The following is a 26,742-nucleotide window of genomic DNA, read 5'->3' as shown; positions in this document are numbered from 1 at the left end:
GCCGGTTCTCGCCGGACTTAGGACACCAAGTCAGGAGATCAGCAGGGGCCGAGGTTCTTCCAGACCGCCCAGGAGTCGGGGTTGCCGGGTTCGGCGCCGCGGGAGTGCCAGGTTGACTCCCACCTGGTGCTCGCGTGGGTGACGATCTGGCCGGGGGAGTAGGCCTCCTCGGTGCTCCACGCGGTGAGGCTCGCGCAGCCCTGGCCGGGGTCGGGGTCCTGGCCGCCCGCGGTCACCAGCGTCAGGCCGTAGGCCGACAGGATCGGCGGCAGCGGCTGGTACCAGCTCTTGGGGTTCGCGCCGCCCGAGCAGAACGGGCCCGCACCGGAGGCCACACCCTGGCCCTGGTCGCCGACCATGTACGAGCCGCCGGAGTCACCGGGGGAGGCGCAGGCGCTGGTCCTGGTCAGACCGCGGACGACCTGGCCGTTGCCGTAGTCCACGGTCTGGTTCTTGGCCTCGATCCGCCCGCACTGGTAGCCGCTGGTGGAACCGGAGCGGCAGATCGCGGCGTCGACCGCGGCCTCCTGGGAGCCCGCCACCTTCTGCGGGTGCGACTGCACCGTCGGCTGGCCCGTCCAGCTTCCGCTGGTGGCCTGCACCCACGCGATGTCCTGACCTGGGAAGGTGGACCCGCCGAAGGAACCGAACGCGGTGTTCCGCACGGTGACGCTTGCGCCCTGCCTGCCGCAGTGCCCCGCGGTGGCGAAGCCCTGCTGCCCGTTGCGCAGCGTCGCGAACCCGATCGAGCAGCGTGAGCTTCCGTTGATGTGGTAGGCCTCGCCGCCCTGGAAGTCGGCAACCACCCGTGGTGCCGCGGTCGCCTCCTCGATCCGGACCAGGTCCTCGGCGACGCCCGCCGCGCGGGCGAACTCGCGGGCCGCCTCGGTGCGGCCCGGCAGGGCGAGGATCGACACGGCGTTGGTCTTGTCCTCCACGCCCCAGGAAGCCACGCCGCTGCCTGCGACGCGTGCCCGGTCGGTCAGCCTCGCCATCGCGGTATCGAGGGCGGCGCGGGAGTGCCGCACGAGTTCGGGCCGCGCCCCGGCGGCCCGGACCTGACCGGCCTTCGCCGGGTCGGTGATGCTCGCGATGAGCGTTCCGCTCGCCGGGTCGAAGTGGGTGCCCGCCAGGTCGGCGCCCAATGCCTGGCGCACCGCCTGTTCGGTCCGCACCGCCCGGTCCTGGGCGCCGAGTTCGAGGCGTGCCTGCTCCTCGGTCAGGCCGAGGTCCCGCTGCATCGCGCTCAGCAACTCGCCCGACAGATCCCCGGTGAACGGTGTCGCTGCGGCGGGGATGCTCGGTGCCGTGGTCAAGGCGGCCAACGCCAGCGCGGTGATCACCGCGCGGCAGACCCTGGTGATGGTCATGGAACCCTCCGATCTCAGCAGGGAGATCCGTGGGTTCGAGGGTGGTGCACCCACGGACGGTGAACTCAGGGATTGGTCTATACCAAGTTCACCGTCACGCTAAGCGCGCCCTATGCCGTATCGGTATCCGCCCGCCGGCCCAACGCCTCAAGGCGATTCAGGTATTACCTCCTTTCGACGGTGGTCGGACGGCGTCACACCGGCCACGCCCAGACCAGGATCACCGCCAGCCACGACAGGAAGCAGGCGAAGGACGCGGCTCCCCACAGCAGGGCGCGTCTGAGGTGGTGGTACTTCCGGCGGGCGATCTGCGCGAGCACCCCCGCCTGACGCCAGGCCTGATCCGCCAGCACCCGTTGCGATGGGCGGCGGGCGATCGCCCCCGCCGCCAACGGGAAGTCGGGGAAGGAGAACCAGTTGGGCTGGTTCGAGCGGCTGAGCCGCGGCCACAGCGCCGCACCGAGGTAGCACACGGTGACCAGAATCCCCAGGCAGAACACGGGAATGGCGTAGGCGAGCAGGGTGGGAAGCCGTTCACCCCCGGCGATCCTGGCGCTGGAAGCCAGACCCGTCAACGCGATGCCCAGCGCGGTCAGCATCAGACCGGCTTTGGTATCGGCCGAGTTGATGTTCCGGTTCAGCTCGGCGACGGCTTTGAGCGCGGTGTCGAGGTCCTCCGCGGGAGCCGAGTGGCGGAAGTGGTTGCGGCGCATCGGTGAACCACACCACGGGCGCGGCGATGCGACCAGCCCTTTGATCAAAATCCGCGGGCGCGCACAGAACGGCGGCCCCGGCGAGTGAGCCGGGGCCGCCGTCGAGGTCGGTCAGCGGGTGGCGACGGCCTGTTCGGCGGCGGCCAGCCACTCGCGCCACTGCGCGGCTTGCTCCTCGGCCTTGCGGGCCCTGCGGTCATCGCCCGCGGCGCGGGCCTTGGCGGCCTGCGACTCGAACTGCTCCACGCGGTCGCGGAATTGCGCGACCCTGGCCTGGGCCTCCGGGTCGCTGCGGCGCCACTGCGCGTCGGAGGCGTTGCGGATCCGCTCCTCAACGGCCCGCAGCCTGCCCTCGAGTTCGCGGATGCGTTCCCGCGGCACCTTGCCGATCTGCTCCCAGCGCTCCTGGACCCGGTGCAGCGCCGCCTTGGCCGCGCCGAGGTTGCCCGCTGGGTCGATCTTCTCGGCCTCGGCCAGCAACTCCTCCTTGGCGCGGGCGTTGTCGGCGAACTCGGCGTCGCGCTCGTTGAAGGCGGCCGACCGGTTGGCGAAGAACTTGTCCTGCGCGGCGCGGAACTGCTGCCACAGGGCGTCGTCGACGTCCTTGGGCGCCCGGCCCGCGGCCTTCCACTCCGTCATCAGGTCCTTGTACCGGGCCGCGGTGGTCGCCCAGTCGGTGGAGTCCGCCAGCTCCTCGGCCTCGGTCACGATCTCCTGCTTGCGGGTCTTGGCGCCCGCCCGCTGCCGGTCGAGGTCGGCGAAGTGCGAACCGCGGCGCCGGTTGAAGGCGTCCCGCGCCTTGGAGAACCGCTTCCACAGCAGCTCGTCGGTCTTGCGGTCGACACCCCGGATGGTCTTCCACTCGTCCAGGATCGTGCGCAGCCGGTCGCCTGCCGCCTTCCACTGCGTGGACTCGGCGGCGATCTGCTCGGCCTCCTCGGCCAGCGCGGTCTTGCGGGCGACCGACTCGGCCTTGGCGGCCTCCTTGGCCTCCCGCGCCTTGGCGATGCCCCGCTCGGACTGCGTGATCACGTACTTGACCCGCGCGGTGAGCCCGGCGAGGTCGCCGACCAGCGCCGCGTCCGCCAGCCCGTCCAGGATGTGCTTGGCACTGGTCAGTGCCTGCTTCGGATCGCCTGCCCCGGAGCTCAGCCGGGCTTCCAGCAACTGGACCTCGGTGAGCACGTCGTCGAAGCGGCGCGCGTAGTGCGCGAGGCCCTCATCGGGCTCGCCCGCCTGCCAGGAGCCGACCGAGCGCTCGCCGTCCGCGGTCTTGACGTAGACCGTGCCGTCGGCGTCGACCCGACCCCACCGCGTCGGGTCCGACAGTGCGGTGGCTACCGGCGGGGGTGTCGACGGTGTCCCGGAATCGCCCGTGGGGGGAGCTTCCTGCACTGCCTGCTCCGCGCTTTCGGTGGTTTCCGTTGTCGTTACCTGATCCGTCATCGCCGGCATCCTCTCTGGCCCGCCCTTCCGGGCGCCCCGACAAGCGGGGCCTTGCGCGCTCGGGTACTGGGGTCCGTGCCACTACCCGTGGGCGCATTCAAACAGGTCAAGAAGCCGGTTGGTACTCCGAGGCCGAATCCGTGCGGTGAACGGCCTCCATTGGCACCAGTGGGTGCCTACCTTCTCGCATCGCAGGAGAGGCGAAGGGACTGAACTTCGCGCAGGTCAGCGCCATGAGGCGGATTAGACCTATCGTGAAGTGCGTATTGGACGCCGTGGATTTGAAGCCTGTGTAACAGCTGTGCTGTGCCCTCGTCGGCCGGTGCGTCGTCTGCTGTGTTCGGCAGGATTTCGCTCAGCGTACGAATAGGCGTACGTGATCGGACACCGCGACGCGACCTACCGCGATGAACCGCGGGGCGCGTGACAACCGCGTCACGCGCCCCGGTATTCGACCGATTCGGCTCAACGCACGAATGCGCGCACCTGACCGGACACCGTCTCGTCCAAACGCAACTCGCTGTGCTTGAGGCATGCGGTCTGCGTGTTCTTGGCACCGTCCAGGATGGTGCTCTTCGGCGGGTCGATCACCTCATCGCAGGAAGACCAGAATGTCCCGTAGTTCATCGCGCCCGGCGTTTCATCGCCCGCGTTGAGTTGGTTGAGAAACGCCGATCCGGGGCTCATGTCCGCGCAGGAGGCCTGGAATCCCGCGCACAGCCGCGCGACGGCGGTGCCGTGGTTCGGGCCCGCGAGCGACACCCAGTCGTCGACCTTGGCATCGCCGCCGAGGAATCGGGTGTACCAGCGGGTGGAAAGGCCGCCCATGGAATGCGACACGACATCGACCTTGGCCGCCTTCGTCTTGCTCAGCACACCGGCGACGTATTCGCCGAACTGGGTGGCGGTGGTCTTGTTCGACTGCGTGGTGTTGTAGGTCCAGGCGAACAGTTGGTCGGCGGGGTAACCGTCGGACTTGAAGTCGGCGACCATCTCGTCCCACACCCCGCCGTTGCTGTTCCACCCGTGCACGAAAACCACGGGGTTGCGTTCGGCGGCGGCGGCCTGGCCCGGAATGGCCAGTGACGCGGTCAGCAGACAGAGCAGGACAAGGCAGTGGCGGAGTACGGAATGCATTGCTGGTTACTTCCTTTCGCAGAGCGCAGGGAGTTCGCGAAGGAGCGTCATCGTGATTGTTGGCCGAAGGGCGGCATTCCGGAAGGACGGTCGGTGAAGTCGCGGTGACCATCCCGGGTTGGAGTAACGAGCTACGCTGTTCGTTCGTGTCGAACAGAGCAGTGGCCGTGATCGGACCGACCGCGACGGGCAAGTCCGAGCTCGCCGTCGAATTGGCGCTGCGCCTGGACGGCGAGGTGGTCAACGCCGACGCCATGCAGCTCTACCGCGGCATGGACATCGGCACCGCCAAGGTCACCGAGGCGGAGCGCCGCGGGGTGCCGCACCACCTGCTGGACGTCCTCGACGTCACCGAGACCGCCTCCGTCGCCGCCTACCAGCGGCAGGCCCGCCGGATCATCGAGGACCTGCTCGCCGCGGGCCGCACCCCGGTGCTGGTCGGCGGCTCCGGCCTCTACGTCCAGGCCGTGTTGGACGAGCTGGAGTTCCCCGGCACCGACCCGGCCATCCGGTCCAGGCTCGAGGCCGAGCTTGCCGCCGTCGGCCCCGGTTTGCTGCACCGCAGGCTTTCCGAGCTGGACCCGATCGCCGCGGGCGCCATCCTGCCCGGCAACGGCAGGCGCATCGTGCGAGCGCTGGAGGTCATCGAGCTGACCGGGCGGCCGTTCTCGGCGAGCATGCCCAAACCCGGCCCGCCCCGCTACGACGCGGTGCTCATCGGCCTCGACCGCGACCCCGCCGAGCTGGACCGGCGGGTGGACCTGCGGGTGGAGCGCATGTTCGAGGCAGGACTGGTGGCGGAGGTGCGGGCCTTGGAGAAGCTCGGCCTGCGTGACGGGCTGACCGCCTCCCGGGCACTGGGATACCAGCAGGTGCTGGCCGCTCTCGACGCCGACGGCGACTTCGCGGTCGCCGCCGAGGAGACCGCGCGGGCCACCCGTCGCTTCGTGCGCCGCCAGCGTTCCTGGTTCCGCCGCGACCGGCGAATCCGCTGGCAGGACGCCGCCGCCCCAGGCTTGACCGCTGCGGCGCTGGCGCACGTGCAGGCCGTAGGCTTGAACGCGTGAGCGGCATCGAGTTCGTCAAGGCGCACGGCACGGAGAACGACTTCGTGGTGCTGCCTGACCCGAACGGGGAACTGGAGCTGACCGCGGCGGGCATCGGCGCCCTGTGCGACCGCCGCGCGGGGCTCGGCGCCGACGGCGTGATCCGGGTGGTGCGCGCGGGCCGGCTCGGTGAGCCGCTGCCCGCCGACGTCGCGGCCGAGGCCTGGTTCATGGACTACCGCAACGCCGACGGCTCGGCCGCGGAGATGTGCGGCAACGGCGTCCGCGTGTTCGCCGCCTACCTGGTGCGGGCGGGGCTGGCGGAAACCGGCGAGGTCACCATCGGCACCAGGGCGGGCGCCCGCTCGGTTTGGGTGCGCCCGGACGGTGCGGTTACCGTCGATATGGGTCCGGTGCGGATCGGTCCGCGGTCCACCGCGACCGTCGAGGGAGCGGCCTTCGACGGCGTGTCGGTGGACGTCGGCAACCCCCACCTGGTCTGCCCCGTCGACGCCGACATCGCCGAACTGGACCTTTCGGTGCCGCCCGGCCACGATCCCGGCGCCTTCCCACACGGGGTGAACGTCGAGTTCGTCAACCGGCACGGGCCCGAGGACTTGCGGATGCGGGTGCACGAGCGCGGCGTGGGAGAGACCAGGTCCTGCGGGACCGGAACCGTCGCCGTCACGGCGGCGATGCTGCACCTGGCGGGTCGTGACACCGGTGCGGCCACCGTGACCGTGCCCGGCGGCAGCGTGCGGGTCGAGATCACCGAGACGGGCAGCACCCTCACCGGACCTGCGGTGCTGCTGGCGAGCGGACACATCGACGGGGCCTGGTGGAAAGAAGCGTCAATCCGCTGAAAGGGTCAATATCACCCAAAAGTTGGATGCGCCAATACTTTCTCGGCTGGGAGAGTCGGTAGTGGCATCTGGGGGATGCCACTCACGGCATGGGGGACGCCGTCGCATCCGGGGGGATCGCATCTGTGCGTGTCTTCACCCTGCGCCCGTGAGCTGAACTCACACGCGTTTTGGGGGAGTTTCATGACCGACGTCTTGCGTCCGACCACCGACACCACGGACCTGCCCATCGATCCGACGACGGGTGTCCGCAAGTTCCTCGACCCGCTGCGCATCCCCGAGATGCTCAGCCCGGTGCCGGATGAGGACGGCGTCACACGGCTCACGATCCGGCAGGTCAACGCGCTGGTTCAGCTGCACTCCGAGCTGCCGCCCACCCCGTTGTGGACCTACGAGGGAACATTTCCCGGCCCGACCATCGAGGTGCGGCGCGGCCAGCGGCTGCACGTGCGCTGGGTGAACGAGCTGGAATGCGAGATCCCAATCGCGGCGGGCACCGTCGCGACACCCGCGCAGGCCATCGCGCTGGGCGGCGCGGGCATGAAGCCGGTCGAGGGCATCGACAAACTGCCCGCCTGGACCGTCGTGCACCTGCACGGCGCGGTGACCGGCGGCAACAACGACGGCTGGACCGAGAACGCGGTCCGGACCGGGGACTCCCAGCTGTCGGAATACCCGAACAACCAGGCCTGCACCACGCAGTGGTACCACGACCACGCCATGCACATCACCCGCTTCAACGTCTTCGCCGGGCTGGCGGGCATGAACCTGATCCGGGACGAGGAGGAGGCTGCGCTGAACCTGCCGTGCGGCGACCGCGAGATCCCACTGGTGTTCTGCGACCGCAACCTGATGACCGACGAGCACGGCGAGCCGGACGGAAGGCTGCTGCACAAGGTCTCCCAGGCACGCGACTTCCCCGAGGGCATCACGCTGCCGTTCTTGGGACCGGTCAACCTGGTCAACGGCGTGGCATGGCCGCACCTGGACGTCGAGGCCTGCTGGTACCGGTTCCGGCTGCTCAACGCCTCCAACTCGCGCACGTACGGCTTCGAGCTGCGGGACGCCGACGGCACCCCGATCACCGGGGCGGCGTTCTTGATCGGCACCGAGTCGGGCCTGCTCGGCGAGCCCGTTCCGCTGGACAAGAAGCTGTCGATGGCCTCGGCCGAACGCGCCGACATCCTGATCAACTTCGCCGAGCTTCGCGGCCGCACCGTGCATCTGGTGAACGTCGATCAGGCCACGCCGCAGTCTGAGGACGCGGTCATGGAGTTCCGGGTCTGCGCGGACCCGTTCGAGGACGACTTCGAGCTGCCCGCCGTGATCTCCCCGTCCTTCGAGCGGCTCACCCACGGGTCCCACGAGCACGGCCACCGCCTGATCGTGCTGACCCCGCCGGTGGAAACCCTCCAGCACCCGGAAATGTGGGAGATGGTGAAGGTCAAGCCAGAAGACGGCCCGACCGAGGAGCGACCCGTCATCGACGGCATCATCCAGCTCAAGGTCCTCGACCACCATGGCGTGCCCACCGTGAATACCTACCGCCGTACGGCGGTCCGCTTCCAGGACGCGATCCAGTTCTTCATCGAGGAGGGCGACTGGGAGCAGTGGCAGTTCCTCAACCTGGGCCCGCTCGGTCCGATGCACCCCATGCACGTGCACCTGGCCCGATTCCAGCTGCTGAACAGGGACACGTTCGACGTGCAGGGCAAGTTCGTGCCGCTGGCCCCGGGACATTCCCCGGTGCGCGGCGGCACCAAGTTCGGCGACCCGATCGTGCAGCTTGATCCGGTGCCGTTGGGCGACTACGAGCAGGGTTGGAAGGACACCACCCAGGTGCTGCCCGGCCAGCGGTCCACCATCCTCGGCCGCTTCGAGGGCGCGAGCGGCCTCTACATGTACCACTGCCACATCCTCGAACACGAGGACCACATGATGATGCGCCCGTTCAACGTGATCCCGCCCGAGGTGAACGTGTTCAACCACGAGAACCACGGTGGGCACGGCGACCACGGCGGCCACCCGGGCCACGGCGAGGGCAACGGCCACCCCGATGGCCACGGCAACGGCGAGGCCATCACGGCGCTGGGCAACGGCCACTCGCACGCCACGCCGCTGGTGTGAACGGCTGACGGTTGTGGTGCTCGGCCCTCCCAAGGCCGAGCACCACGGTGCCGTCACAGCATGCTGATGGCCAGCGTCGCGATCACGGCGTTGCCGACCAGGGAGGTGACAAGCTGCCCGCGCGGCCCGGACAGCAGCCTGCCCACCGCCGACCCGGCCAAGGCCAGCAGACACTGCCACGAAGCGGACGCGGCGAACGCCGCCGCCACGAAGATCCCCGCCGCGGCGGGGGAGACGTCGCCGAGGTCGTTGCCCAGCACCAGCGCCGCGAAATACACCACGGTCGCCGGGTTCAGCAGGGTCAGCCCCAGCAGTTGGAGGAACGCCATGAGCGGTGGACCGGAGCCCTGTTGTACCTGAACGGCAGGTTGTGCGGGGGAGCGCAGCCTCCGGACCGTGCCGTAGAGCCCGTAGGCGGCGATTCCCAGCAGCACCACCGCGGCGGCGATCTTCGCCTGGCCCGCGACCGGCCGCAGCAGTGCCTCGACGGTCGTGCCACCCACCACCGCCACCAACGCGTAGATCCCGTCCGCCGCCGCCGTGCCCAGGCCCGCCGCGATCCCCACCGAGAGCGACCGCCGCGCCGCGAGCGAGACGATCAGCACCCCGATCGCGCCCACCGGGATAGCGATCGCGTATCCCGCCACCAACCCCGCGACCAGCGCCTCAGCCCCTGTCACGTCCACATCCCTCGCATGGCCGCACTCTGACGGCCCCGGCGCGGAGGGGGCAACGCAATTACGTGGGCCTGCCGCTTCGTCGGGCAGTTGCAATCCGGGGAGAAGATCACGACGATGCCGGACGCCATCGGACTCACCAATTCGGGTGATGCGGGGAGGGAATCGCCCGAACTATAACGACGTTACTTGCGTTGGCGGGGTATTCGTATCACGGAAGCCCAAAATGGAGTGCGCGGCATGCGACCATGGAAGGCGGAATGACAGGAGCCAGCGAAATTTTCGAAGAAACGCCTGACGAGGTCCGGTACGAGGAAGTGCCCTCCACCGGAGACCTCGAACTTGCCGAGCGGGCCGCCCTACGCCGTGTTGCGGGGCTGTCCACCGAACTTTCCGACGTCACCGAGGTCGAGTACCGACAGCTGCGCTTGGAGCGCGTTGTCCTGGTCGGCGTCTGGACCGAAGGCGACCTCATCGAGGCGGAGGCCTCGCTGACCGAGCTTGCCCTGCTCGCCGAGACGGCGGGCTCCCAGGTCTTGGACGGCCTCATCCAACGCCGCGACCGGCCCGACCCGGCGACCTACATCGGCTCCGGCAAGGTCAAGACGCTGCGGGACACCGTGTTGTCCAGCGGCGCCGACACCGTGATCTGCGACGGAGAGCTCTCCCCCGGCCAGCTTCGGCAGCTTGAGGAGAAGCTCAAGGTCAAGGTCATCGACCGGACCGCGTTGATCCTGGACATCTTCGCCCAGCACGCCCGGTCCCGTGAGGGCAAGGCGCAGGTCGAACTGGCCCAGCTCAGCTACCTGCTGCCCCGCCTGCGTGGTTGGGGTGAGACGCTGTCCCGCCAGGCCGGTGGCCGAGCGGGCGGCGCGGGCGGCGGTGTGGGTCTGCGTGGTCCCGGTGAGACCAAGCTGGAGACCGACCGCAGGCGCATCCGGGCCCGCATCTCCAAGCTGCGTCGCGAGATCAAGGCCATGGGCACGGTGCGAGAGACCAAGCGCGGCAAGCGGCAGGCCAACGCGGTGCCCAGCGTCGCCATCGCGGGGTACACCAACGCGGGCAAGTCGAGCCTGCTCAACGCGCTGACCGGCGCCGGGGTGCTGGTGGAGGACGCGTTGTTCGCCACCCTCGACCCGACTACCCGCCGCTCCCTGACTCCCGACGGCCTGGAGTACACGCTGACCGACACGGTCGGCTTCGTCCGGCACCTGCCGCACCAGCTGGTGGAGGCGTTCCGCTCCACGCTGGAGGAGGTCGCCGACTCCGACCTGCTGCTGCACGTGGTGGACGGTTCCGACCCGATGCCGGAACGCCAGGTCAACGCGGTGCGCGAGGTGCTCGCCGAGATCAACAAGGAACGCGACCGTCCGATCCCGCCCGAGCTGTTGGTGGTCAACAAGATCGACGCCGCCGACGAGCTAGCGCTGACCAGGCTGCGTCACCTGCTGCCGGAGGCGGTCTTCGTCTCGGCGCACACCGGCCAGGGTGTCGCCGAACTGCGGGAGCGGGTCGGCGCACGGCTGCCCCGTCCGGATGTGCTGGTCGACGTGCTGGTGCCCTACACCCGCGGTGAACTGGTGGCCAGGGTGCACTCCGAGGGCGAAATCCTGACCGAGGAGCACACCGCCACCGGCACCGTGCTGAAGGCCAGGGTCCGCCCCGATCTGGCGGGCGCGCTGGAGGAGTTCGCGGCCGTAGGGTGAACGCAGCGGTCTCATCGGCCCCGGCCAGGGGCCGATGAGTTCTGTCAGACTGGAAAGCGATGACATCCCGATACATCCGGTGGCTGCCCCTGCTGGCCGCCCTCTTCGTCGTGGCCTCCGCCCTGCCCGCGCAGGCCGCCGAGCCGGTCACCCGCTGCACGTTCACCGACCGCAGGCTCAACGAGCTGTCCGGCCTCGCCTCGGACGGCCAGTGGACGTACGCGGTATCCGACGGCGGTGTCCGGCTCCAAGTCCTGATGCTGCGCAAGAACTGCACCGTGGACCGCGTGATCACCAACGAGGTCGACCCATTCGACGTGGAGGACCTGGCCCGCGGCCGCGACGGCACGCTGTGGCTGGCGGACATCGGCGACAACCAGCGCCGCCGCGAGTCGGTGTCCCTGCACGTCCTGGACCTGCAAGGCCGCGCCCGCCAGTACCGCCTGAGCTACCCCGACGGCGCCCACGACGCCGAGGCCCTGCTGCTGGACGGCAAGGGCACGCCCTACATCGTCACCAAAGAGCCGTTCGGCACCGCCGAGATCTACCGCCCCGCAGGCGAGCTGTCCACCACCGCCACCACAAAGCTGGAACGCCTCGGCACAGTCACCCTGCGCACCACCGACACAACCGGCGGCCCGGTCCGCGGCGACCTGGGCTCGGTGATGGTCACCGGAGGAGCCGTATCCGACGACGGCACAGTGGTCGCACTCCGCACCTACACCGAGGCCTACCTGTTCAGCGCCCCCGACGGCGACGTGGCAGCCGCCCTCAAACGCAAACCCACCCGCATCTCGCTCCCCGACGAACCACAGGGCGAAGCGATCGCCTTCGAGCCCGACGGCACCCTGCTGTCCGGCTCGGAGAAGATGCACCCCATCCGCGCCGTAGACGGCGCCGCCGCCCTCGTACCCAAGGCAACCCCGGACCAGAACACCGAAACCACCCCCGCAGCCGAGGCCAAACCCGACAAGCCCGCCCTGGAGAGCTGGAAGTCCCTGGGCGTCGCAGGCATCGCCACCCTCTTCGTACTGGCAATCGTCAGCCTCATCCGCCGCGCCCGCCGCAACTGACCCCCAACCCACCGATCCGCAGCAAGCCCATTTCGTACTGGCCTCGCCAGCCTCACCCGCCGACTGACGCGCAAGCCCCTAACCCGCAGCACGCCATTCGTACTGGCGGAAGTCACCCTCGTGCGCGGCGCCCGCCGCAACTGACACCCACCAACCCACCGATCCGCAGCACGCCCGTTTCGTACCGGCGTCACCAGCCTCACCCGCCGCGCCCCGCCCTGACGCCCAAGCCACCGATCCGCAGCACGCCCGTGTCGCACTGGCGATCGTCAGGTGCATCCGTCGCGCCCGCCGCAACTGACGCGCAAGCCATCAGCGCAGCACGCACTGTCGTATTGGCGGTCGTCAGCCTCACCCGTCGCTCGAGCCATCGAGGCGCAGCAAGCATCCGGCACGCGGCGCGTCGCGGGCACCTACAGCATCACCCCTGTCCGCCGAGCCCGACAGCCCGTCAGCCTTCTGCGCGAAGTTCAGCCGCTTTGGGCACGTAGACGAACGAGCCCGTCACCGGACAGCGGACTGTGACCGGGCGCCTTCGGTCCAGCCCTGGCCTCAGCCCAGCCCGGCCTTCGGCCCGACCCGATCATTAGCTCCAGCGCGCGGGCCCCGGATCGTGTCGCTGTCACCTTCAATGCCCCTGAACTGCGAGAATCGGTTCGGGGGTAGCTCATCACGAATACGCCCCAGGGCGACATCATGATCTCCTGGGGGCGCATGATGACGACGCCGGGCGACATCATGCGCCTTCAGGGAGCGGTTGCCGCCCGGGCGCCCTTGCACGCCATGCCGATTCGGCGGAAGTCGGCTCCGGGCAGAGCAGGGGGCCTGGCAAAGGGTGCGATGGCCACCACGACTTTTCGTCGGTGTCCCGCGCGCCTCTTGTGGTTGGGGGCGGGAAGCCTCGAGCTCGTCTTGGGGCTCCTATTGGCCCACCTGGCTCGCTAGCCGGCGTCCTCGAGCTGTGGCTCTGCCGCCCACGGAAGCTGGAACCTGATTCAAGACGCGGCAGGCGCGATGAAGAGGAACACCAGCCACCCCGGTTCACCCCGCCGTCGAGGTCCGCGGTCAGAATGCCGGCGCGAGTCTCGAATCGGTGCGGTGGGCCGTTCTGGACTGTAGATCGCTGCGGGCAGGCCGCCGGGAAGGTGTGAGGGTGTATCTCCGCCGAGCCGGTGTGCTCGACGGGGATACACCCTCAACCCAAGTCCTCAGACGCGGCGGAGCACCGCAACGACCTTGCCGAGGATGGTGGCCTGGTCACCGTCGATGGGCTGGTAGGCCGGGTTCTGTGGCAGCAGCCACAGATGTCCGTCCTTCCGCTTGAAGGTCTTCACGGTGGCCTCGCCCTCGATCATGGCCGCGACCATCTCGCCGTTCTCCGCATCGGGCTGCTGGCGCACCACGACCCAGTCGCCGTCGGTGATGGCTGCCTCGATCATCGAATCGCCGACGACCTTGAGCAGGAAAAGCTCGCCCTCGCCCACGATCTCCTTCGGCAGCGGGAAGACCTCCTCGATGGCCTCCTCCGCCAGGATCGGGCCACCGGCGGCGATCCGACCAAGCAGCGGCACGTAGGTGGGGCTGGGCTTGGCGACTTCCGGGGTCGCCGGGTCCTCGTCGGGCGACATCACGCCCACCGCCCGCGGCCGGTTGCCGTCCCGGCGCAGGTAGCCCTTCCGCTCCAGCGCCCGCAGCTGGTAGGCCACCGACGAGGTCGAGTGCAGTCCCACCTCGTCGCCGATCTCCCGGATGCTGGGCGGGTAACCGTGCTTCTCCAGGTAATCGCGGATGACGTCCAGTACCTCGCGCTGGCGGGGTGTGAGGGCCTCCTCGCCCTTTTCCACCGCGGGAAGGACATGGACCTCGGCCTCGCGCTGACCCGATATCGTGCTGTCCCCGGCCTTGCGTGCCACGGTATGCCTCCTCGCACGTCGGAGTCCGTCCGACTTCTAACGCTGGCTCTGGTCGACCACCGTGACCGCTCGGGTAGCGCCCAAGGTGCTCTCGGTAACGACCGTAGCTCGCGACAACACAGAGATCAAACACCTGTTCGAAGGACACGCCGGGAAAGTCTCGACTTTTGTCGGGGGTAGGTGGTACACATTCGCACGACCGTTCGATCGAACGACTGTTCGACCAAGATCGTCTCGGGCGAGGAGGCACCGACATGGCGGTACTGGCAGGCATCGAGCCCAGGCTGTCCACCCGCATGGCCCAAGGTGCGGGCACGGGAATTTCACCTGGTCGGACCACACCCAGGCGGCCCAACGCCAGGCGGAGGCCGCGGCACCTGCGTGTCGTGCGCGAACTCAACCGCAACGCCGCCGCGTGTGCCACTCCCCGGCGTGTCTCGCTCGGCTACGAGATCCTGCGGATGGCGGCCGTCGCGCTCGGATCCGCGGTAGTGATCTTCGCCATCGGCCTTGCCGCTCTGCTGAGCAACGCCATCTGAGTTCCTCTTCGCGCCGCCGGAGTTGCCGCCCCGGTGGCGATCCGTGAGGCTGCTGCTACCGGCCGCCGATGACCGCGCGAATCGAGGCGTAGGTCACCCCTTCGTGAGGCGTGCCGACTTGCGCACGTATGCCTTGCGACTTACGGTCTACCCCAACATCTAGTAGTTACATCGCTGTAGTTAGTCCACAGGTTGGGTTTGGCGGTGGATAACTTGTCCACACCTTGTGCTCAACTCGGCCATCCGTGGTCGGCTCCGGACACGCAGTGACGTCGAGCTCGGACAGGGGTGGGGCCGGTATGCGTTGTCCTTTTTGCCGTCATCCGGACTCCCGCGTCATCGACTCGCGTGAGGTCGATGAGGGACAGGTCATCCGGCGGCGCCGGTCCTGCACGGAATGCTCCCGGCGGTTCACCACCGTCGAGGAGGCGGTGCTGGCCGTCGTCAAGCGCTCAGGCGTCACCGAACCGTTCAGCAGGGACAAGGTCGTGAACGGCGTGCGTCGGGCCTGCCAGGGAAGACCGGTGGACGAGGACGCGTTGCAACTGTTGGCGCACCGGGTCGAGGAGACGATCCGGTCCAGCGGCAGCGCGGAGATTCCCAGCCATGAGGTCGGCCTGGCCATCCTGGGCCCATTACGCGAGTTGGACGAGGTCGCCTACCTGCGATTCGCCAGCGTGTACCGCTCGTTCTCCTCGGTCGAGGACTTCGAGAAGGAGATCGCGGGCCTGCGCACGGCACGTGATGCCGAGTCGGCCGAGCAGAACGGGCGCCGATGATCGGCAGACGCAAGAACACCGAGGCAGCGGGCCGGACGGGGAGCCCGCAGCCGTCAGCACAACAGGCCGGACGGGGCGCACAGGCATTGCGCGCCGCCGCCGAGGAAAGCTCGAACGGAGAGGCACGGGTCATGACGGAGACCGTGGGGAGTACGGCCGGCGGCCGTAAGGGATCGACGAGGAACAAGGGTGGCGGCCTGAAGATGGAGCGCGTGTACACCAGCCAGGGTGTGCACCCCTACGACGCGGTGACCTGGGAACGCCGCGACGTGGTGATGACCAACTGGCGCGACGGGTCGATCAACTTCGAGCAGCGCGGTGTCGAGTTCCCCGACTTCTGGTCCGTCAACGCGACCAACATCGTCACCAGCAAGTACTTCCGCGGCGCCGTGGGCAGCGACAAGCGTGAGCACAGCCTCCGCCAGCTGATCGACCGCGTGGTCAAGACCTACACCAGGGCGGGCATCGACCACGGGTACTTCGCCACGCCCGAGGACGCCGAGATCTTCGAGCACGAGCTCACCTGGATGCTGCTGCACCAGGTGTTCAGCTTCAACTCCCCGGTCTGGTTCAACGTCGGCACCACCTCCCCGCAGCAGGTCTCCGCCTGCTTCATCCTCGCCGTCGACGACACCATGGAGTCGATCCTCAACTGGTACAAGGAAGAGGGTCTGATCTTCAAGGGCGGTTCCGGCGCGGGTCTGAACCTCTCCCGGATCCGCTCATCCAAGGAACTGCTTTCCTCCGGCGGCACCGCATCCGGCCCGGTCTCCTTCATGCGCGGTGCCGACGCCTCCGCGGGCACCATCAAGTCCGGCGGCGCGACCCGCCGCGCGGCCAAGATGGTCGTGCTGGATGTGGACCACCCCGACATCGAAGAGTTCGTCGAGACCAAGGTCCGCGAGGAGGAGAAGATCCGCATCCTCCGCGACGCGGGCTTCGACATGGACCTCGGCGGCGCGGACATCAACTCCGTGCAGTACCAGAACGCCAACAACTCGGTGCGGGTCTCGGACGAGTTCATGCGCGCGGTGGAATCCGAAGGCGACTTCGGCCTGCGCGCGCGGATGACCGGCGAGGTCTTGGAGAAGGTCGACGCGAAGAAGCTGTTCGGCAAGATCGCCGAGGCCGCCTGGGCCTGCGCCGACCCCGGCATTCAGTACGACGACACGATCAACGACTGGCACACCTGCCCGGAGACGGGCCGGATCACCGCGTCCAACCCGTGCTCGGAGTACATGCACCTGGACAACTCCAGCTGCAACCTGGCCTCGCTGAACCTGATGAAGTTCCTCCGCGAGGACAACACCTTCGACGCGGCGACGATGGCCAAGGTCGTCGAGTACGTGATCACCGCGATGGACATCTCCATCTGCTTCGCCGACTTCCCGACCGAGCCGATCGCCGAGACCACCCGCGCCTTCCGCCAGTTGGGCATCGGTTACGCCAACATCGGCGCTCTGCTGATGGCCACCGGCCACGCCTACGACTCCGAGGGCGGCCGCGCGCTGGCCGCGTCGATCACCTCGCTGATGACCGGCACCGCCTACAAGCGCTCCGCCGAGCTCGCGGCCATCGTCGGCCCCTACGAGGGCTACGCCCGCAACGCGAGCGCCCACCAGCGCGTAATGCGCAAGCACGCCGCCGCCAACGACCTGATCCGCACCTACCACGGCAACGACGCCGCGGTGCACAAGCTGGCCACCAACGCCTGGCAGCAGGGCCTGAAGGTCGGCGAGCGCAACGGCTGGCGCAACGCCCAGGCCTCGGTCCTCGCGCCAACGGGCACCATCGGCCTGATGATGGACTGCGACACCACCGGCATCGAGCCCGACCTGGCGCTGGTCAAGTTCAAGAAGCTGGTCGGCGGCGGCTCCATGCAGATCGTCAACCAGACCGTGCCGCGTGCCCTGAAGTCACTGGGCTACCAGCAGGAGCAGGTCGAGGCGATCGTCGAGTACATCGCCGAGCACGGCCACGTGGTGGACGCGCCGGGTCTGCGCCAGGAGCACTACGAGGTGTTCGACTGCGCGATGGGCGAGCGCTCCATCAAGCCCATGGGCCACGTCAGGATGATGGCCGCGGTGCAGCCGTTCATCTCCGGCGCCATCTCCAAGACGGTGAACATGCCGGAGAACGCCACCGTCGCCGAGGTGGAGGAGATCTACCACCAGGGCTGGAAGCTCGGCCTGAAGGCACTGGCGATTTACCGCGACAACTGCAAGGTCGGCCAGCCGCTGTCCGCGGGCAAGTCCGCCCGCGGCAAGGAAGAGCCCGAGACGGTCATCGAGTACCGCCCGGTCCGCAAGCGCCTGCCGAAGAAGCGCCCCAGCCAGACCGTATCCTTCACCGTTGGCGGCGCCGAGGGCTACCTGCACGCGGGCTCCTACCCCGACGACGGCCTCGGCGAGATCTTCGTCAAGCTCGGCAAGCAGGGCTCCACCCTGGCGGGCGTGATGGACGCCTTCTCCATGTCCATCTCGGTGGGCCTCCAGTACGGCATCCCGCTGGAGTTCTACGTCTCGAAGTTCATGAACAACCGCTTCGAGCCCGCGGGCATGACCGACGACCCGGACGTCCGGATCGCCACCAGCGTGCTGGACTACCTGTTCCGCAGGCTGGCCTTGGACTACCTGCCATATGAGAAGCGCGCCGAACTCGGCGTCTTCACCGCCGAGGAACGCGCCGCCCAGGTCAACGGCGACTACTCGGCCCCCGGCTCCGACGTGGACCTGGAAGCCCTGCGCTCCACCGTCGAAGCCAACCCCCGCCCCGCGAAGTCGGGCGAGACCGGCAAGGTCGGCAGTTCCACCGAGCTGATCGAACTCCAGCAGGGCAAGGCCGCCGACGCCCCGCTCTGCCTCACCTGCGGCACCAAGATGCGCCCCGCGGGCTCCTGCTACGTCTGCGAAGGCTGCGGCTCCACCTCCGGTTGCAGCTGACCCGGCAGCTGAGCGAAAGGGGCATCGGTCCTGGTGACCGGTGCCCCTTTGCCGTCTCAGCCGAACAGGTAGGCGGTAGGTGCTTCGCCGGTCAGGGTGCGGAACTCGCGGTTGAGGTGTGCCTGGTCGGCGTAACCGCAAGCGTGCGCGATCTCCGACCATCGGTGCGAGGCCTGGGCCAACAGCGGGGCTGCCCGGTGGAGACGGGCGATGCGGGCGACTGTCTTGGGGCTCAGCCCGATCTGCTGGCGAAACCGGGTGTTCAGATGCTGGCGGGTCCAGCCGATCTCCTCGGCCAGGGTGGCGATGCGAAGCCCGCCCGCTGTGGTCATCAGACGGCGCCAAGCGCCTTCGACCGGCGCCGACAGCTTCGGACCCACGTGCAGGCGAGCGGTCAGCTGCTCGTCCAGCACCCGAAACCGCGCGGGCCAACCGCGTGCCTCGGCGACTCGTTCGGTCAGCCTGCGGGCGTCGGCGCCGAGCAGGTCCGCCAAGCCGACGTGCGTATCGGCCAACTCCAGCAGAGGCAGCCCGAACAGGGCGTAGGCCCCTATGGGCGTCAGCGCGATGGAGACGCCGAGTGCGCGGCCCCGCTGCTCGACCGACAACGGTGCACCGCGCAGTCCACTGACCGGGGACGCCGGGACAGACCCACCGCCCACCAGGGTGCGAGTGGCTGCCTCGAAGTCGATGACCACCGTGATCGCCGCACCCGGTGTGACGGTCCACCGCATCGGCGGCCCGGGACGGTCGTCGTGCCCGACGTAACCGAGTACCTGAGCGGCCAACAGCGGACTCGGTCGGGCGAAGACGCGCTCATCGGGCAGCCGCGCGATCTCCTCGCGCGGCGCGACGATCGTCCAGCCGGTCACACCTCCACGGTACGGGCTTCCATTTGTCCAAGACGCGGCTCCGTGCCTGCTCTTAGCCTCGGGCCATGACGACAATTGGTGTCGGCGGCTTCCGAAATGAAGCCGCGGGGGAGCGGTATCTCGAGGTGTACCGGGCGGTGTCGGGCGCAGGTCCGGTTCCCGAGGAGACGCTGGACGTGCCGACGGGGTTCGGCACGGTCCGGGTCTATCGGCACGGACCGGTTGACGGGCCGCCACTGGTGCTGCTGCCCGGCCTGTCCGCCACCTCGGCCATGTGGGCGGAGCATGTACCCGCACTGTCCCGGACGCATCCGGTGTACACAGTGGACCCGTTGGGGGAGCCTGGGGCGAGCGTGCAGACGGTGCCGATCACAGACGCGGCCGCCCGGGCCGCGTGGTTGGACGAGGTGTTGGCGAAGCTGGCGCTGACGGGGGTGCACCTCGTCGGCGCGTCCAACGGCGGCTACCTGGCGTTCAACCAGGCCGTCCACCGCCCGCAGCGGTTGGCCTCGGTCAGCCTGCTGGACGCGACCACGGTGACCGCGCCCTTCTCGCGGGGCGTGCTCTGGTATGGGCTGCCCGCGGCGCTGCTCAACCGCCAGTGGCTGTGGCGGCGTTTCCTGCGCTGGTCGGGCGGCGGTGTGGACCTGTGGGAGCGGCCCGAGATCCGGCTGGTGCTGGCGGGCATCCGCGCCTACCGGGTGCGCCTGCCGCACCACTTCCCGCCGCCCGAGGACGCCATCCGGTCGGTGCGTCTGCCCGTGCTGGCGATGTTCGCCGGTCGGAGCGTGGTGCACGACGCGACCGGCGCTGCCGACCGGGCCAGGCGACTGCTGCCGCACGCCGAGGTGGAGCTGTGGCCGGACCTCGGGCACCACTTCACCGCTGCCGACCGCGAGCGCGTCGATCGGCGGGTGCTGGAGTTCGTGGCGGGCCTCAGCTGAACAGGTCCGGCGGGCCCGCGACCCGGCGTTCCAGCGCCAGCAGGAACTGCTTGCGAGGCAGCCCGCCGCCGTAGCCGGTGAGGCTGCCGCTCGAACCGATCACGCGATGGCAGGGGACGATGATGCCGATGGGGTTGCGGCCGTTGGCCAGGCCAACGGCTCGGGCGGCGCCGGGTTGGCCGATGCGTTCGGCCAGTTCGCCGTAGGAGATGGTCTCGCCGTAGGGGATGCGGCACAGCTCGGTCCAGACGCGGCGCTGGAAGTCGGTGCCGATCATGGTCATGGGCAGGTCGAAATCGGTGAGCTCGCCCGCGAAGTAGGCGGCCAGTTGCTCCCGCGCCGCGGAGAGCAGCGTGGCGTCGGCCTCGCCGAAGGATTCAGCCGACGGGCGGTAGCGCTGGTCGTCCATGTACATCCCGGTCAGGGTGCCGTCCTCGGCAACCAGGGTGAGCGTCCCCACTGGACTGTCCATTGTGGTGTGTGTGCACGGGTTGCGGTGGTCACGGTGTCTCCTAAGCGGCTTCGGGAAGGCGGTTGATGGGGTGGTCGCCGGTGGCCCACAGGTGCTGGACGGCATACGCCCGCCAGGGGCGCCACGCCGCGGAGCGCTTGACCAGCGTGGCGGGAGTGCCGCCGAGGCCGAGGGTGCGGGCCGCCAGCTTGACGCCGAGGTCGGTGCCGACGAACGCGTCGGGATCACCCAGCGCGCGCATCGCGATCGACTCGACCGTCCACGGGCCGAGGCCCGGCAACTCGGCGAGCTTGGCTCTTGCCTGGTCCCAGTCGCTGCCGGTGCTCAGGTCGATCCGCTGCTCGGCCAATGCCGTGACCAGGCCGAGGATCGCGACGCGGCGGGACTGCGGGAACGCGAGGGCGGTTGGGTCCAAAGCCGCCAGGGCGGTAGGCGTTGGGAACAGGTGGGTCAGTCCGCCCTCGGGGTCGGCGACCGTGTCGCCGTGGGCGAGGACGAGCCGGGCGGCGTGGGTGCGGGCGGCCGCGGTGGACACCTGCTGGCCGAGCACCGCGCGGACGGCGAACTCCGCGGGGTCCGCCGTCCGCGGCACCCGGCGGCCGGGGGCCGCGCCGACCAGTGGCGCCAGCACCGGGTCGGTGGACAGCTGCTCGTCGACGGCCACCGGATCGGCGTCCAGGTCGAGCATCCAGCGGCAGCGGTTGATCGCGGTGGACAGGTCGCGGATGTCGGTGAGCGTGAGCCTGCAGGCGATGTGGTCGGGTCGCGGTGCCAGCGCGGCGATGCCGTGACCGCGCGGCAGCCGCAGGGTCCGCCGGTACGCACCGTCGCGCCATTCCTCGACCCCGGGAACACCGGTGGCGACCAGGTGACCGAACAGGTTGTCGGGATGCAGCGGGCGGCGGAACGGCAGTCGCAGCGACAGGGTGCCCGCGGTGGACGGCGTGGTGCCCGCGCGGCGGCGCAGGTCGGTGGGGGAGAGGGCGAAGATCTCCCGCACCGTGTCGTTGAAGGTCCTGATGCTGGCGAAGCCTGCCGCGAAGGCCACATCGCTCATCGGCAGGGTGCTGCTCTCGATGAGCAGGCGCGCGGTCTGGGCGCGTTGGGCCCTGGCCAGCGCCAGCGGTCCGGCGCCCAACTCCGCCAGCAGCTGCCGCTGGATCTGGCGGGTGCTGTACCCCAGGCGCGTGGCCAGGCCCGGCACACCGTCGCGGTCCACGACGCCGTCGGCGATCAGCCGCATCGCCCTGGCCACCAGGTCGGCACGCTCGTTCCACTGTGGGGAACCGGGGCTGGCGTCCGGGCGGCAGCGTTTGCAGGCCCGGAAGCCTGCCTGCTGGGCGCTGGCGGCGCTTGGGTGGAACCGCATGTTCTCCACCTTCGGCGGCACCACCGGACAGCTCGGCCTGCAGTAGATGCCGGTGGTGACGACGGCAATGTAGAACCAGCCGTCGAACCGGGCGTCCTTGGACTGCACGGCCCGCACGCAGCGCTCGGTGTCGGTGTACATACGAACAGCATCTCTCGAGGCACCGACATTTCCTGGCGAGAATCCGACATCACCCTCGACCGGAAAATCAACTTGGTGGCGCCGGCTACCGTACGGTCATGACATCCACTGGGGCTCATCTCGCGATGGTCGGCGTGCCCGCGCACGGCCACATCAATCCTGGCTTGGCGGTGATCCGGGAGCTGACCTCCCGCGGGCACCGCGTCAGCTACGCGATTCCCGAGCGGTTCGCCGACCAGGTGCGGGCCGCGGGTGCCCGGCCGGTGGTGTACCGCTCCGCCGAGCCGTCGGGGGTCGCGCCGACGAACCTCGCCGAGGTGATGGCGATCTTCCTCCGCGAGGCGATGGCCGCGCTGCCCCAACTCGCCGCCGCGTTCGACGCCGACCGGCCCGACCTGGTGTTGCACGACACCGCGGCGTTCGCCGGACCTGTCCTGGCCGCGCGGTGGTCGCGGCCGTGCGTGCAGCTGTCCCCGACCTTCGTCTCCTGGGACGGCGCCGAACTCGGCGACGCGGGCCCCGCGGCGACCCCGGCGCATGCGGAGTTCCAGAAGTGGTTGCGGGACAACGGGATCAAGGCGTCCATCGCGGACTTCACCGGGCGGCCCCGGCGCTGTCTGGCGCTCATCCCGCGGGTGTTGCAGCCCCATGCCGACCAAGTGCCGGACACCGTCAGCTTCGTCGGGCCCTGCCTTGGCGAGCGGGCCGGGACGTGGCAGGGCGACGGGCGGCCGGTGCTGCTGGTGTCGCTGGGCACGATCTACCACGACCAGCCGTCGTTCTTCCGGCGCTGCGCCGAGGCGTTCAGCGGGCAGGGACTGCGGGTGGTGATGTCGGTCGGCGCTGCGCTGGACGAGCTGGGTCCGCTGCCCGCGGACGTCGAGGCGCACCGCTCGGTCCCGCAGCTGTCGGTGCTGTCCCAGGCGGCGGGCTTCGTGACCCACGCGGGCATGGGCAGCACCATGGAGGGCCTGTACTTCGGGGTGCCGATGGTCGCCGTGCCGCAGGCGATGGACCAGCACGCCAACGCCGCCCGCATCGCCGAACTCGGCGTCGGCGTGCACCTGTCCGAGGAGCAGCTCACCGTCGAGGGACTGCGGACGGCCGCGGCCAGGATCATGACCGACCCCGACATCGCGCGGAGGGCCAAGGAGGTCCGCGACGAGGTACGTGCCGCGGGCGGCACCGCTCTCGCTGCCGACCTCATCGAGCGCGAACTGCACTGAGGGGCTTTCGCCGCCAGAAGTCCTGGCGCGGTCTCTGGCGGCGAAAACCCGGGAGGTGGCACGGGCACCCCCAGTTAGCCCGTGCCACCGGGTCAGTCGGCCACCCGGAGGACGACCTTGCCGCGGCCGTGGCGGCGTCCCACGTCCCGGTGCGCGCCTGCGGCGTCGGCCAGCGGATACACCTGGCGCACATGGACTTTGAGCAGGCCTCGCGCGTACAGGTCGACCACGTCCGCCAGACGCGCGGCGGAGCGTTCGCCGACGATGCGTCGCACGCCGAGCTTCTCGAACAGCGCCACATCGCCGATGGTGACGATGCGGTCCCGGTCCTGCACCAGCTCCACCGAAGCCAGCAGCGCATCCCCGCCCGCACCATCCAACGCCGCGTCCACGCCCTCCGGGGCGAGCGCCCGCACCCGGTCGACGAGCCCCTCGCCATAGGCCACCGGAATGGCGCCCAGCGAACGCAGGTAGTCGTGGTTGCCTTCGCTCGCGGTGCCGATCACCCGAGCGCCGCCCACGACCGCGAGTTGGACCGCGAAGCCGCCGACATTGCCCGCCGCCGCGTGGACCAGCACGGTGTCACCCGCACCGACCCCGATCTGCTCCAGCGCGAGGCTCGCGGTCTGCGCGCCCGCCGTGAAACCGCCCGCCACCTCCCACGGCATGCCAGGCGGTTTGCGCACCAGGTTGCCCGACGGCACGACCACGTACTCGGCGTAGCAGTTCAACACAGTGAAACCGAGAACCTCGTCGCCGGTCGCGAACCCGTCGGCCTCCGGCCCGAGCTGGTCGACCGTGCCCGCGAACTCGTTGCCGGGCACGATCGGGAACGCCGACTCGGGCAGGTACACCGGCCGCCACCCGCCGCGCAGCGCCGTGTCGAACGGCTGGACTCCCGCCGTCCTGACCCGGATGCGCACCTGGCCCGGCCCCGCCGCCGGGATGGGCAGCGGGGTGAGCCGCAGTACCTCGGGCGGCCCGAAGGCCTCGATGGCCGCCGCCCGCATCGTCTCCGTCATGGCCCTACCGTTCAACTTCGACCTAAGTCGAGGTCAACCGGCGTGTGACACAGCTCCCAACAGCTTGTCCCGCAGCTCCGGGTGATCCGCGAGGCCTTGCCGCGCGAACTCACGCGCCCATTCCCGACCTGTCGCCATGTCCACAGTGGACCAGTCGATCAGGCCGTGCGGCGGCTCCGGGTCGTACTCGATGAGCAGCTGCAGCGTCTTCGCGGTCTCCAGCCCGGCCAGGCGCTCGGTGAGCGCGAGCGCCATGTCGATCCCCGCGGACACCCCGGCCGCGGTGATTACGGAACCGTCCGCCACCCAGCGCTGTACCACCGGCGTCGCACCGAAGGCGGTCAGCAGGTCACGACAGGACCAGTGGGTTGTCGCCCGCTTGCCTTCCAGTAGGCCCGCCGCGCCGAGCACCAGCGATCCCGTGCACACCGAACCCATGACCTCGGCGGTGCTCGCGGCCGTGCGCAGGTACCCGATCAGCTGCGGGTCGGCCATGGCGCGGAAGGTGGGTGCGCCGCCCCCGGGCACCACGACCACGGCGGGGTGCGGCACCTCGTCGAAGGTGTGGCTGGGGGCCACCGACAGCGGCGTGTCCGTCTCGGAGGTTTCCCGTGCCCGGCCGACGGTCACAACACGGAACCCGAACTGCGACAGCCCGGCCAGCACCTGCAACGGCCCCACCAGGTCGAGCAACGTCATACCGGGGTAGACGACGAACGCGATTGTTTTCTCGGTCATGGCCCCACCATCCCGAGCCGGTCGGCTGGGTGGGGAGCGAATGTCGCAAATCCTGCGAACCATGGCTTTATGCCATGTATGGTTGGTCCATGCGACGGGTCGTGATCGTGGGCTACGACGGAATGGAACTGCTCGACCTCGCCTGCCCGGCCGACGTGCTCGACGCCGCGAACCGCTGGGGCTGCACCCCGCCCTACCAGTTGGAACTGGTCAGCCTGGGCGGACGGGCGATGCAGTGCGGCAACGGGATCACGGTGTCCGCCCAGCAGCGGCTGGAGCGTGTCGCGGGCAGGCTGGACACCCTGCTCGTGGTGGGCGGCTTCGGCGCCGAAGCCGCGGCGGCGGACCCCCGGCTGGTTCGGCACGTGCGGCGGCTGGCCCCGGCGAGCCGTCGGGTGGCCTCGGTGTGTTCCGGCGCCGCGGTGCTGGCCGCGGCCGGTCTGCTGGACGGCAGGCGCGCCACCACCCACTGGGCCTATGCCGACGCGCTGGCCGCGAAGTACCCGGCGGTCACCGTGGACCCGGCGCCGATCTGGGTGCAGGACGGCAACGTCTACACCGCGGCCGGTGTCACCAGCGGCCTCGACCTCGCACTGGCCTTCGTCGAGCACGACCACAGCGCGGACCTCGCCCGTCGGGTGGCCCGCTCGCTGGTCACCTACCTCCAGCGGCCGGGCAACCAGGCGCAGGTCAGCATGTTCCTCGCCGCGCCCTGCCCGGACCACCCGGTCGTGGCGAGGCTGACCGAACATATCAACCGCGACCTCGCAGGCGACCTGGGCACCGAAGCCCTCGCGGCCGTCGCGGGCCTGAGTTCCCGACAGCTCACCCGGCTGTTCGATGCCGCGCTGGGCACAACACCGGCACGATATGTGCGCTCGGTGCGCACCGAGGCGGCGGCGAATCTGCTGAGCATCAGCGAGCTTCCGCTGAACGCCGTGGCGCGGCGCTGTGGCTTCCGCACCACCGAGACGCTGCGGCAGGCGTTCCTGGACCGTTTCGACACCTCGCCATCGGCCTACCGTTCGGTGGCCCGCCGGAAAACCCCGACCGCGGCGAGCGCCGCGGCCACCGCCTGATCGACATCCCCCCGCCCCACCGGTTCCCTGGTGACGCAGTACCGGAAGTACAGCGGTGCGGTGACCGCCCGAACCAGTGCGCCCGCGTCCACCGACGCGTCGAGTTCGCCGCGTTCCACCGCGCGTCGCACGACCACGGCGGACCGCTCGTGCCGGTCGGCGTAGAATCGGCGCATCCCGTCGGCGATGGCGGGGGAGTGGAACGCGGCCTGGATGAACGCGGTGGCAGAGGCGCCCCGCACAGGGTCGCCGAAGACCGTCCACACCTCCTCGGCGAGCCCCGTCAGATCACCCGCCAGGCTGCCGGTGTCGGGCGGCATCCACCCGTCGTCCAGGGACAGGTCCATCACGTCGAGCATCAGCCCGTCGGGGCCCTTCCAGCGGCGGTAGATCGTCGTCTTGTGCACCCCCGAGCGTTCGGAGACGCCCTCCACCGTGAGGCCCCGGTAGCCGTGCTCGGCGAGTTCGGCCAGGGTGGCCTCCACCACCGAGGCCCGTGTCCTCGCCGTTCTGCCGCCGGGCCGTGTGCCCATCCAAATCTCCATTGC

23 protein-coding genes are annotated in these 26,742 nt (G+C 69.7%); 11 read left to right on the top strand and 12 right to left on the bottom strand.

Annotation, left to right across the window (positions count from 1 at the left end):
• Positions 1-38: 38 nt before the first annotated feature.
• The 4 genes from ACU6XJ_RS01750 to ACU6XJ_RS01735 all read right to left on the bottom strand — a co-directional run bounded on the left by ACU6XJ_RS01750 (position 39) and on the right by ACU6XJ_RS01735 (position 4,666).
• Positions 39-1,370 (bottom strand): alpha-lytic protease prodomain-containing protein, encoded by a 1,332-nt coding sequence (locus ACU6XJ_RS01750; protein WP_476306149.1) that lies wholly within the window; start codon positions 1,368-1,370, stop codon positions 39-41.
• A 194-nt stretch (positions 1,371-1,564) separates the two neighbouring features.
• A complete protein-coding gene (locus ACU6XJ_RS01745) occupies positions 1,565-2,083 on the bottom strand; it encodes a Pycsar system effector family protein (protein WP_476306148.1) in 519 nt (172 codons plus the stop codon).
• Positions 2,084-2,194: 111 nt separating this feature from the next.
• Positions 2,195-3,529 (bottom strand): DUF349 domain-containing protein, encoded by a 1,335-nt coding sequence (locus ACU6XJ_RS01740; protein ID WP_476306146.1) that lies wholly within the window; start codon positions 3,527-3,529, stop codon positions 2,195-2,197.
• 465 nt (positions 3,530-3,994) lie between these two features.
• Positions 3,995-4,666 carry an esterase/lipase family protein gene (locus ACU6XJ_RS01735; RefSeq protein ID WP_476306144.1) on the bottom strand — a complete coding sequence of 224 codons (672 nt, stop codon included), beginning with the start codon at positions 4,664-4,666 and terminating at the stop codon, positions 3,995-3,997.
• Positions 4,667-4,812: 146 nt separating this feature from the next.
• On the opposite strand from ACU6XJ_RS01735, the gene miaA reads away from it, so the two are divergent.
• The 3 genes from miaA to ACU6XJ_RS01720 all read left to right on the top strand — a co-directional run bounded on the left by miaA (position 4,813) and on the right by ACU6XJ_RS01720 (position 8,702).
• Positions 4,813-5,733: a tRNA (adenosine(37)-N6)-dimethylallyltransferase MiaA gene (miaA, locus tag ACU6XJ_RS01730; RefSeq protein ID WP_476306141.1), complete on the top strand. Its 921-nt coding sequence runs from the start codon at positions 4,813-4,815 to the stop codon at positions 5,731-5,733.
• Entirely contained in the window at positions 5,730-6,575 is an 846-nt protein-coding gene (gene dapF, locus ACU6XJ_RS01725) for a diaminopimelate epimerase (protein ID WP_476306139.1), read from the top strand. Before miaA ends, dapF begins: the two co-directional genes overlap by 4 nt.
• 183 nt (positions 6,576-6,758) lie before the next feature.
• Complete coding sequence (locus ACU6XJ_RS01720; RefSeq protein WP_476306137.1) at positions 6,759-8,702, top strand: multicopper oxidase family protein; 1,944 nt, start codon at positions 6,759-6,761, stop codon at positions 8,700-8,702.
• 53 nt (positions 8,703-8,755) lie between these two features.
• Here the strand turns inward: ACU6XJ_RS01720 and ACU6XJ_RS01715 are convergent, their stop codons facing one another.
• Positions 8,756-9,382, bottom strand: coding sequence for a LysE family transporter (locus ACU6XJ_RS01715; RefSeq protein ID WP_476306136.1), 627 nt, complete (start codon positions 9,380-9,382; stop codon positions 8,756-8,758).
• 257 nt (positions 9,383-9,639) lie between these two features.
• Between ACU6XJ_RS01715 and hflX the strand changes: the two genes are divergently transcribed.
• Both hflX and ACU6XJ_RS01705 read left to right on the top strand, forming a co-directional pair.
• On the top strand, positions 9,640-11,085 hold the full coding sequence (gene hflX / locus ACU6XJ_RS01710) for a GTPase HflX (RefSeq protein ID WP_476306134.1): 1,446 nt from the start codon (positions 9,640-9,642) through the stop codon (positions 11,083-11,085).
• A gap of 59 nt (positions 11,086-11,144) precedes the next feature.
• Positions 11,145-12,158 carry a hypothetical protein gene (locus ACU6XJ_RS01705; RefSeq protein WP_476306132.1) on the top strand — a complete coding sequence of 338 codons (1,014 nt, stop codon included), beginning with the start codon at positions 11,145-11,147 and terminating at the stop codon, positions 12,156-12,158.
• Between the two features lie 1,208 nt (positions 12,159-13,366).
• On the opposite strand, the gene lexA is transcribed toward ACU6XJ_RS01705, so the two are convergent.
• Positions 13,367-14,071, bottom strand: a complete 705-nt coding sequence (lexA, locus tag ACU6XJ_RS01700) for a transcriptional repressor LexA (RefSeq protein ID WP_476306129.1) — start codon at positions 14,069-14,071, stop codon at positions 13,367-13,369.
• A 254-nt stretch (positions 14,072-14,325) separates the two neighbouring features.
• Here lexA and ACU6XJ_RS01695 point away from each other — a divergent pair, with 254 nt between their 5' ends.
• From ACU6XJ_RS01695 to ACU6XJ_RS01685, 3 genes are all read left to right on the top strand, one after another.
• On the top strand, positions 14,326-14,610 hold the full coding sequence (locus tag ACU6XJ_RS01695; protein ID WP_476306127.1) for a hypothetical protein: 285 nt from the start codon (positions 14,326-14,328) through the stop codon (positions 14,608-14,610).
• A gap of 299 nt (positions 14,611-14,909) precedes the next feature.
• Complete coding sequence (nrdR, locus tag ACU6XJ_RS01690; RefSeq protein WP_476306124.1) at positions 14,910-15,389, top strand: transcriptional regulator NrdR; 480 nt, start codon at positions 14,910-14,912, stop codon at positions 15,387-15,389.
• Positions 15,390-15,520: 131 nt separating this feature from the next.
• Positions 15,521-18,331 (top strand): vitamin B12-dependent ribonucleotide reductase, encoded by a 2,811-nt coding sequence (locus tag ACU6XJ_RS01685; RefSeq protein WP_476306122.1) that lies wholly within the window; start codon positions 15,521-15,523, stop codon positions 18,329-18,331.
• 56 nt (positions 18,332-18,387) lie between these two features.
• Here ACU6XJ_RS01685 and ACU6XJ_RS01680 read toward each other — a convergent pair whose 3' ends face one another.
• Positions 18,388-19,203 carry a helix-turn-helix domain-containing protein gene (locus ACU6XJ_RS01680; protein WP_476306121.1) on the bottom strand — a complete coding sequence of 272 codons (816 nt, stop codon included), beginning with the start codon at positions 19,201-19,203 and terminating at the stop codon, positions 18,388-18,390.
• A gap of 65 nt (positions 19,204-19,268) precedes the next feature.
• On the opposite strand from ACU6XJ_RS01680, the gene ACU6XJ_RS01675 reads away from it, so the two are divergent.
• The gene (locus ACU6XJ_RS01675) at positions 19,269-20,147 is read left to right on the top strand and encodes an alpha/beta fold hydrolase (protein WP_476306119.1); all 879 of its coding nucleotides are present in this window, start codon (positions 19,269-19,271) and stop codon (positions 20,145-20,147) included.
• Here ACU6XJ_RS01675 and ACU6XJ_RS01670 read toward each other — a convergent pair.
• On the bottom strand, positions 20,140-20,619 hold the full coding sequence (locus tag ACU6XJ_RS01670; RefSeq protein WP_476306117.1) for a methylated-DNA--[protein]-cysteine S-methyltransferase: 480 nt from the start codon (positions 20,617-20,619) through the stop codon (positions 20,140-20,142). The two genes, ACU6XJ_RS01675 and ACU6XJ_RS01670, sit on opposite strands and share 8 nt — an antisense overlap.
• 40 nt (positions 20,620-20,659) lie before the next feature.
• Positions 20,660-22,129 (bottom strand): AlkA N-terminal domain-containing protein, encoded by a 1,470-nt coding sequence (locus ACU6XJ_RS01665; protein WP_476306114.1) that lies wholly within the window; start codon positions 22,127-22,129, stop codon positions 20,660-20,662.
• Positions 22,130-22,227: 98 nt separating this feature from the next.
• Between ACU6XJ_RS01665 and ACU6XJ_RS01660 the strand changes: the two genes are divergently transcribed.
• The gene (locus tag ACU6XJ_RS01660) at positions 22,228-23,355 is read left to right on the top strand and encodes a macrolide family glycosyltransferase (protein WP_476306111.1); all 1,128 of its coding nucleotides are present in this window, start codon (positions 22,228-22,230) and stop codon (positions 23,353-23,355) included.
• Positions 23,356-23,447: 92 nt separating this feature from the next.
• On the opposite strand, the gene ACU6XJ_RS01655 is transcribed toward ACU6XJ_RS01660, so the two are convergent.
• Entirely contained in the window at positions 23,448-24,377 is a 930-nt protein-coding gene (locus ACU6XJ_RS01655; protein WP_476306108.1) for an NADP-dependent oxidoreductase, read from the bottom strand.
• 33 nt (positions 24,378-24,410) lie between these two features.
• Positions 24,411-25,115: a DJ-1/PfpI family protein gene (locus tag ACU6XJ_RS01650; RefSeq protein WP_476306105.1), complete on the bottom strand. Its 705-nt coding sequence runs from the start codon at positions 25,113-25,115 to the stop codon at positions 24,411-24,413.
• Positions 25,116-25,204: 89 nt separating this feature from the next.
• Between ACU6XJ_RS01650 and ACU6XJ_RS01645 the strand changes: the two genes are divergently transcribed.
• Positions 25,205-26,194, top strand: a complete 990-nt coding sequence (locus tag ACU6XJ_RS01645) for a GlxA family transcriptional regulator (RefSeq protein WP_476306102.1) — start codon at positions 25,205-25,207, stop codon at positions 26,192-26,194.
• Here the strand turns inward: ACU6XJ_RS01645 and ACU6XJ_RS01640 are convergent.
• On the bottom strand, positions 26,134-26,727 hold the full coding sequence (locus ACU6XJ_RS01640; protein WP_476306100.1) for a TetR/AcrR family transcriptional regulator: 594 nt from the start codon (positions 26,725-26,727) through the stop codon (positions 26,134-26,136). The two genes, ACU6XJ_RS01645 and ACU6XJ_RS01640, sit on opposite strands and share 61 nt — an antisense overlap.
• Positions 26,728-26,742: the final 15 nt, after the last annotated feature.

This window comes from Actinorectispora metalli (assembly GCF_056323685.1).
Note: the sequence above shows the minus strand (reverse complement) of the source record. Positions and strands in the feature narration are given on the sequence as shown.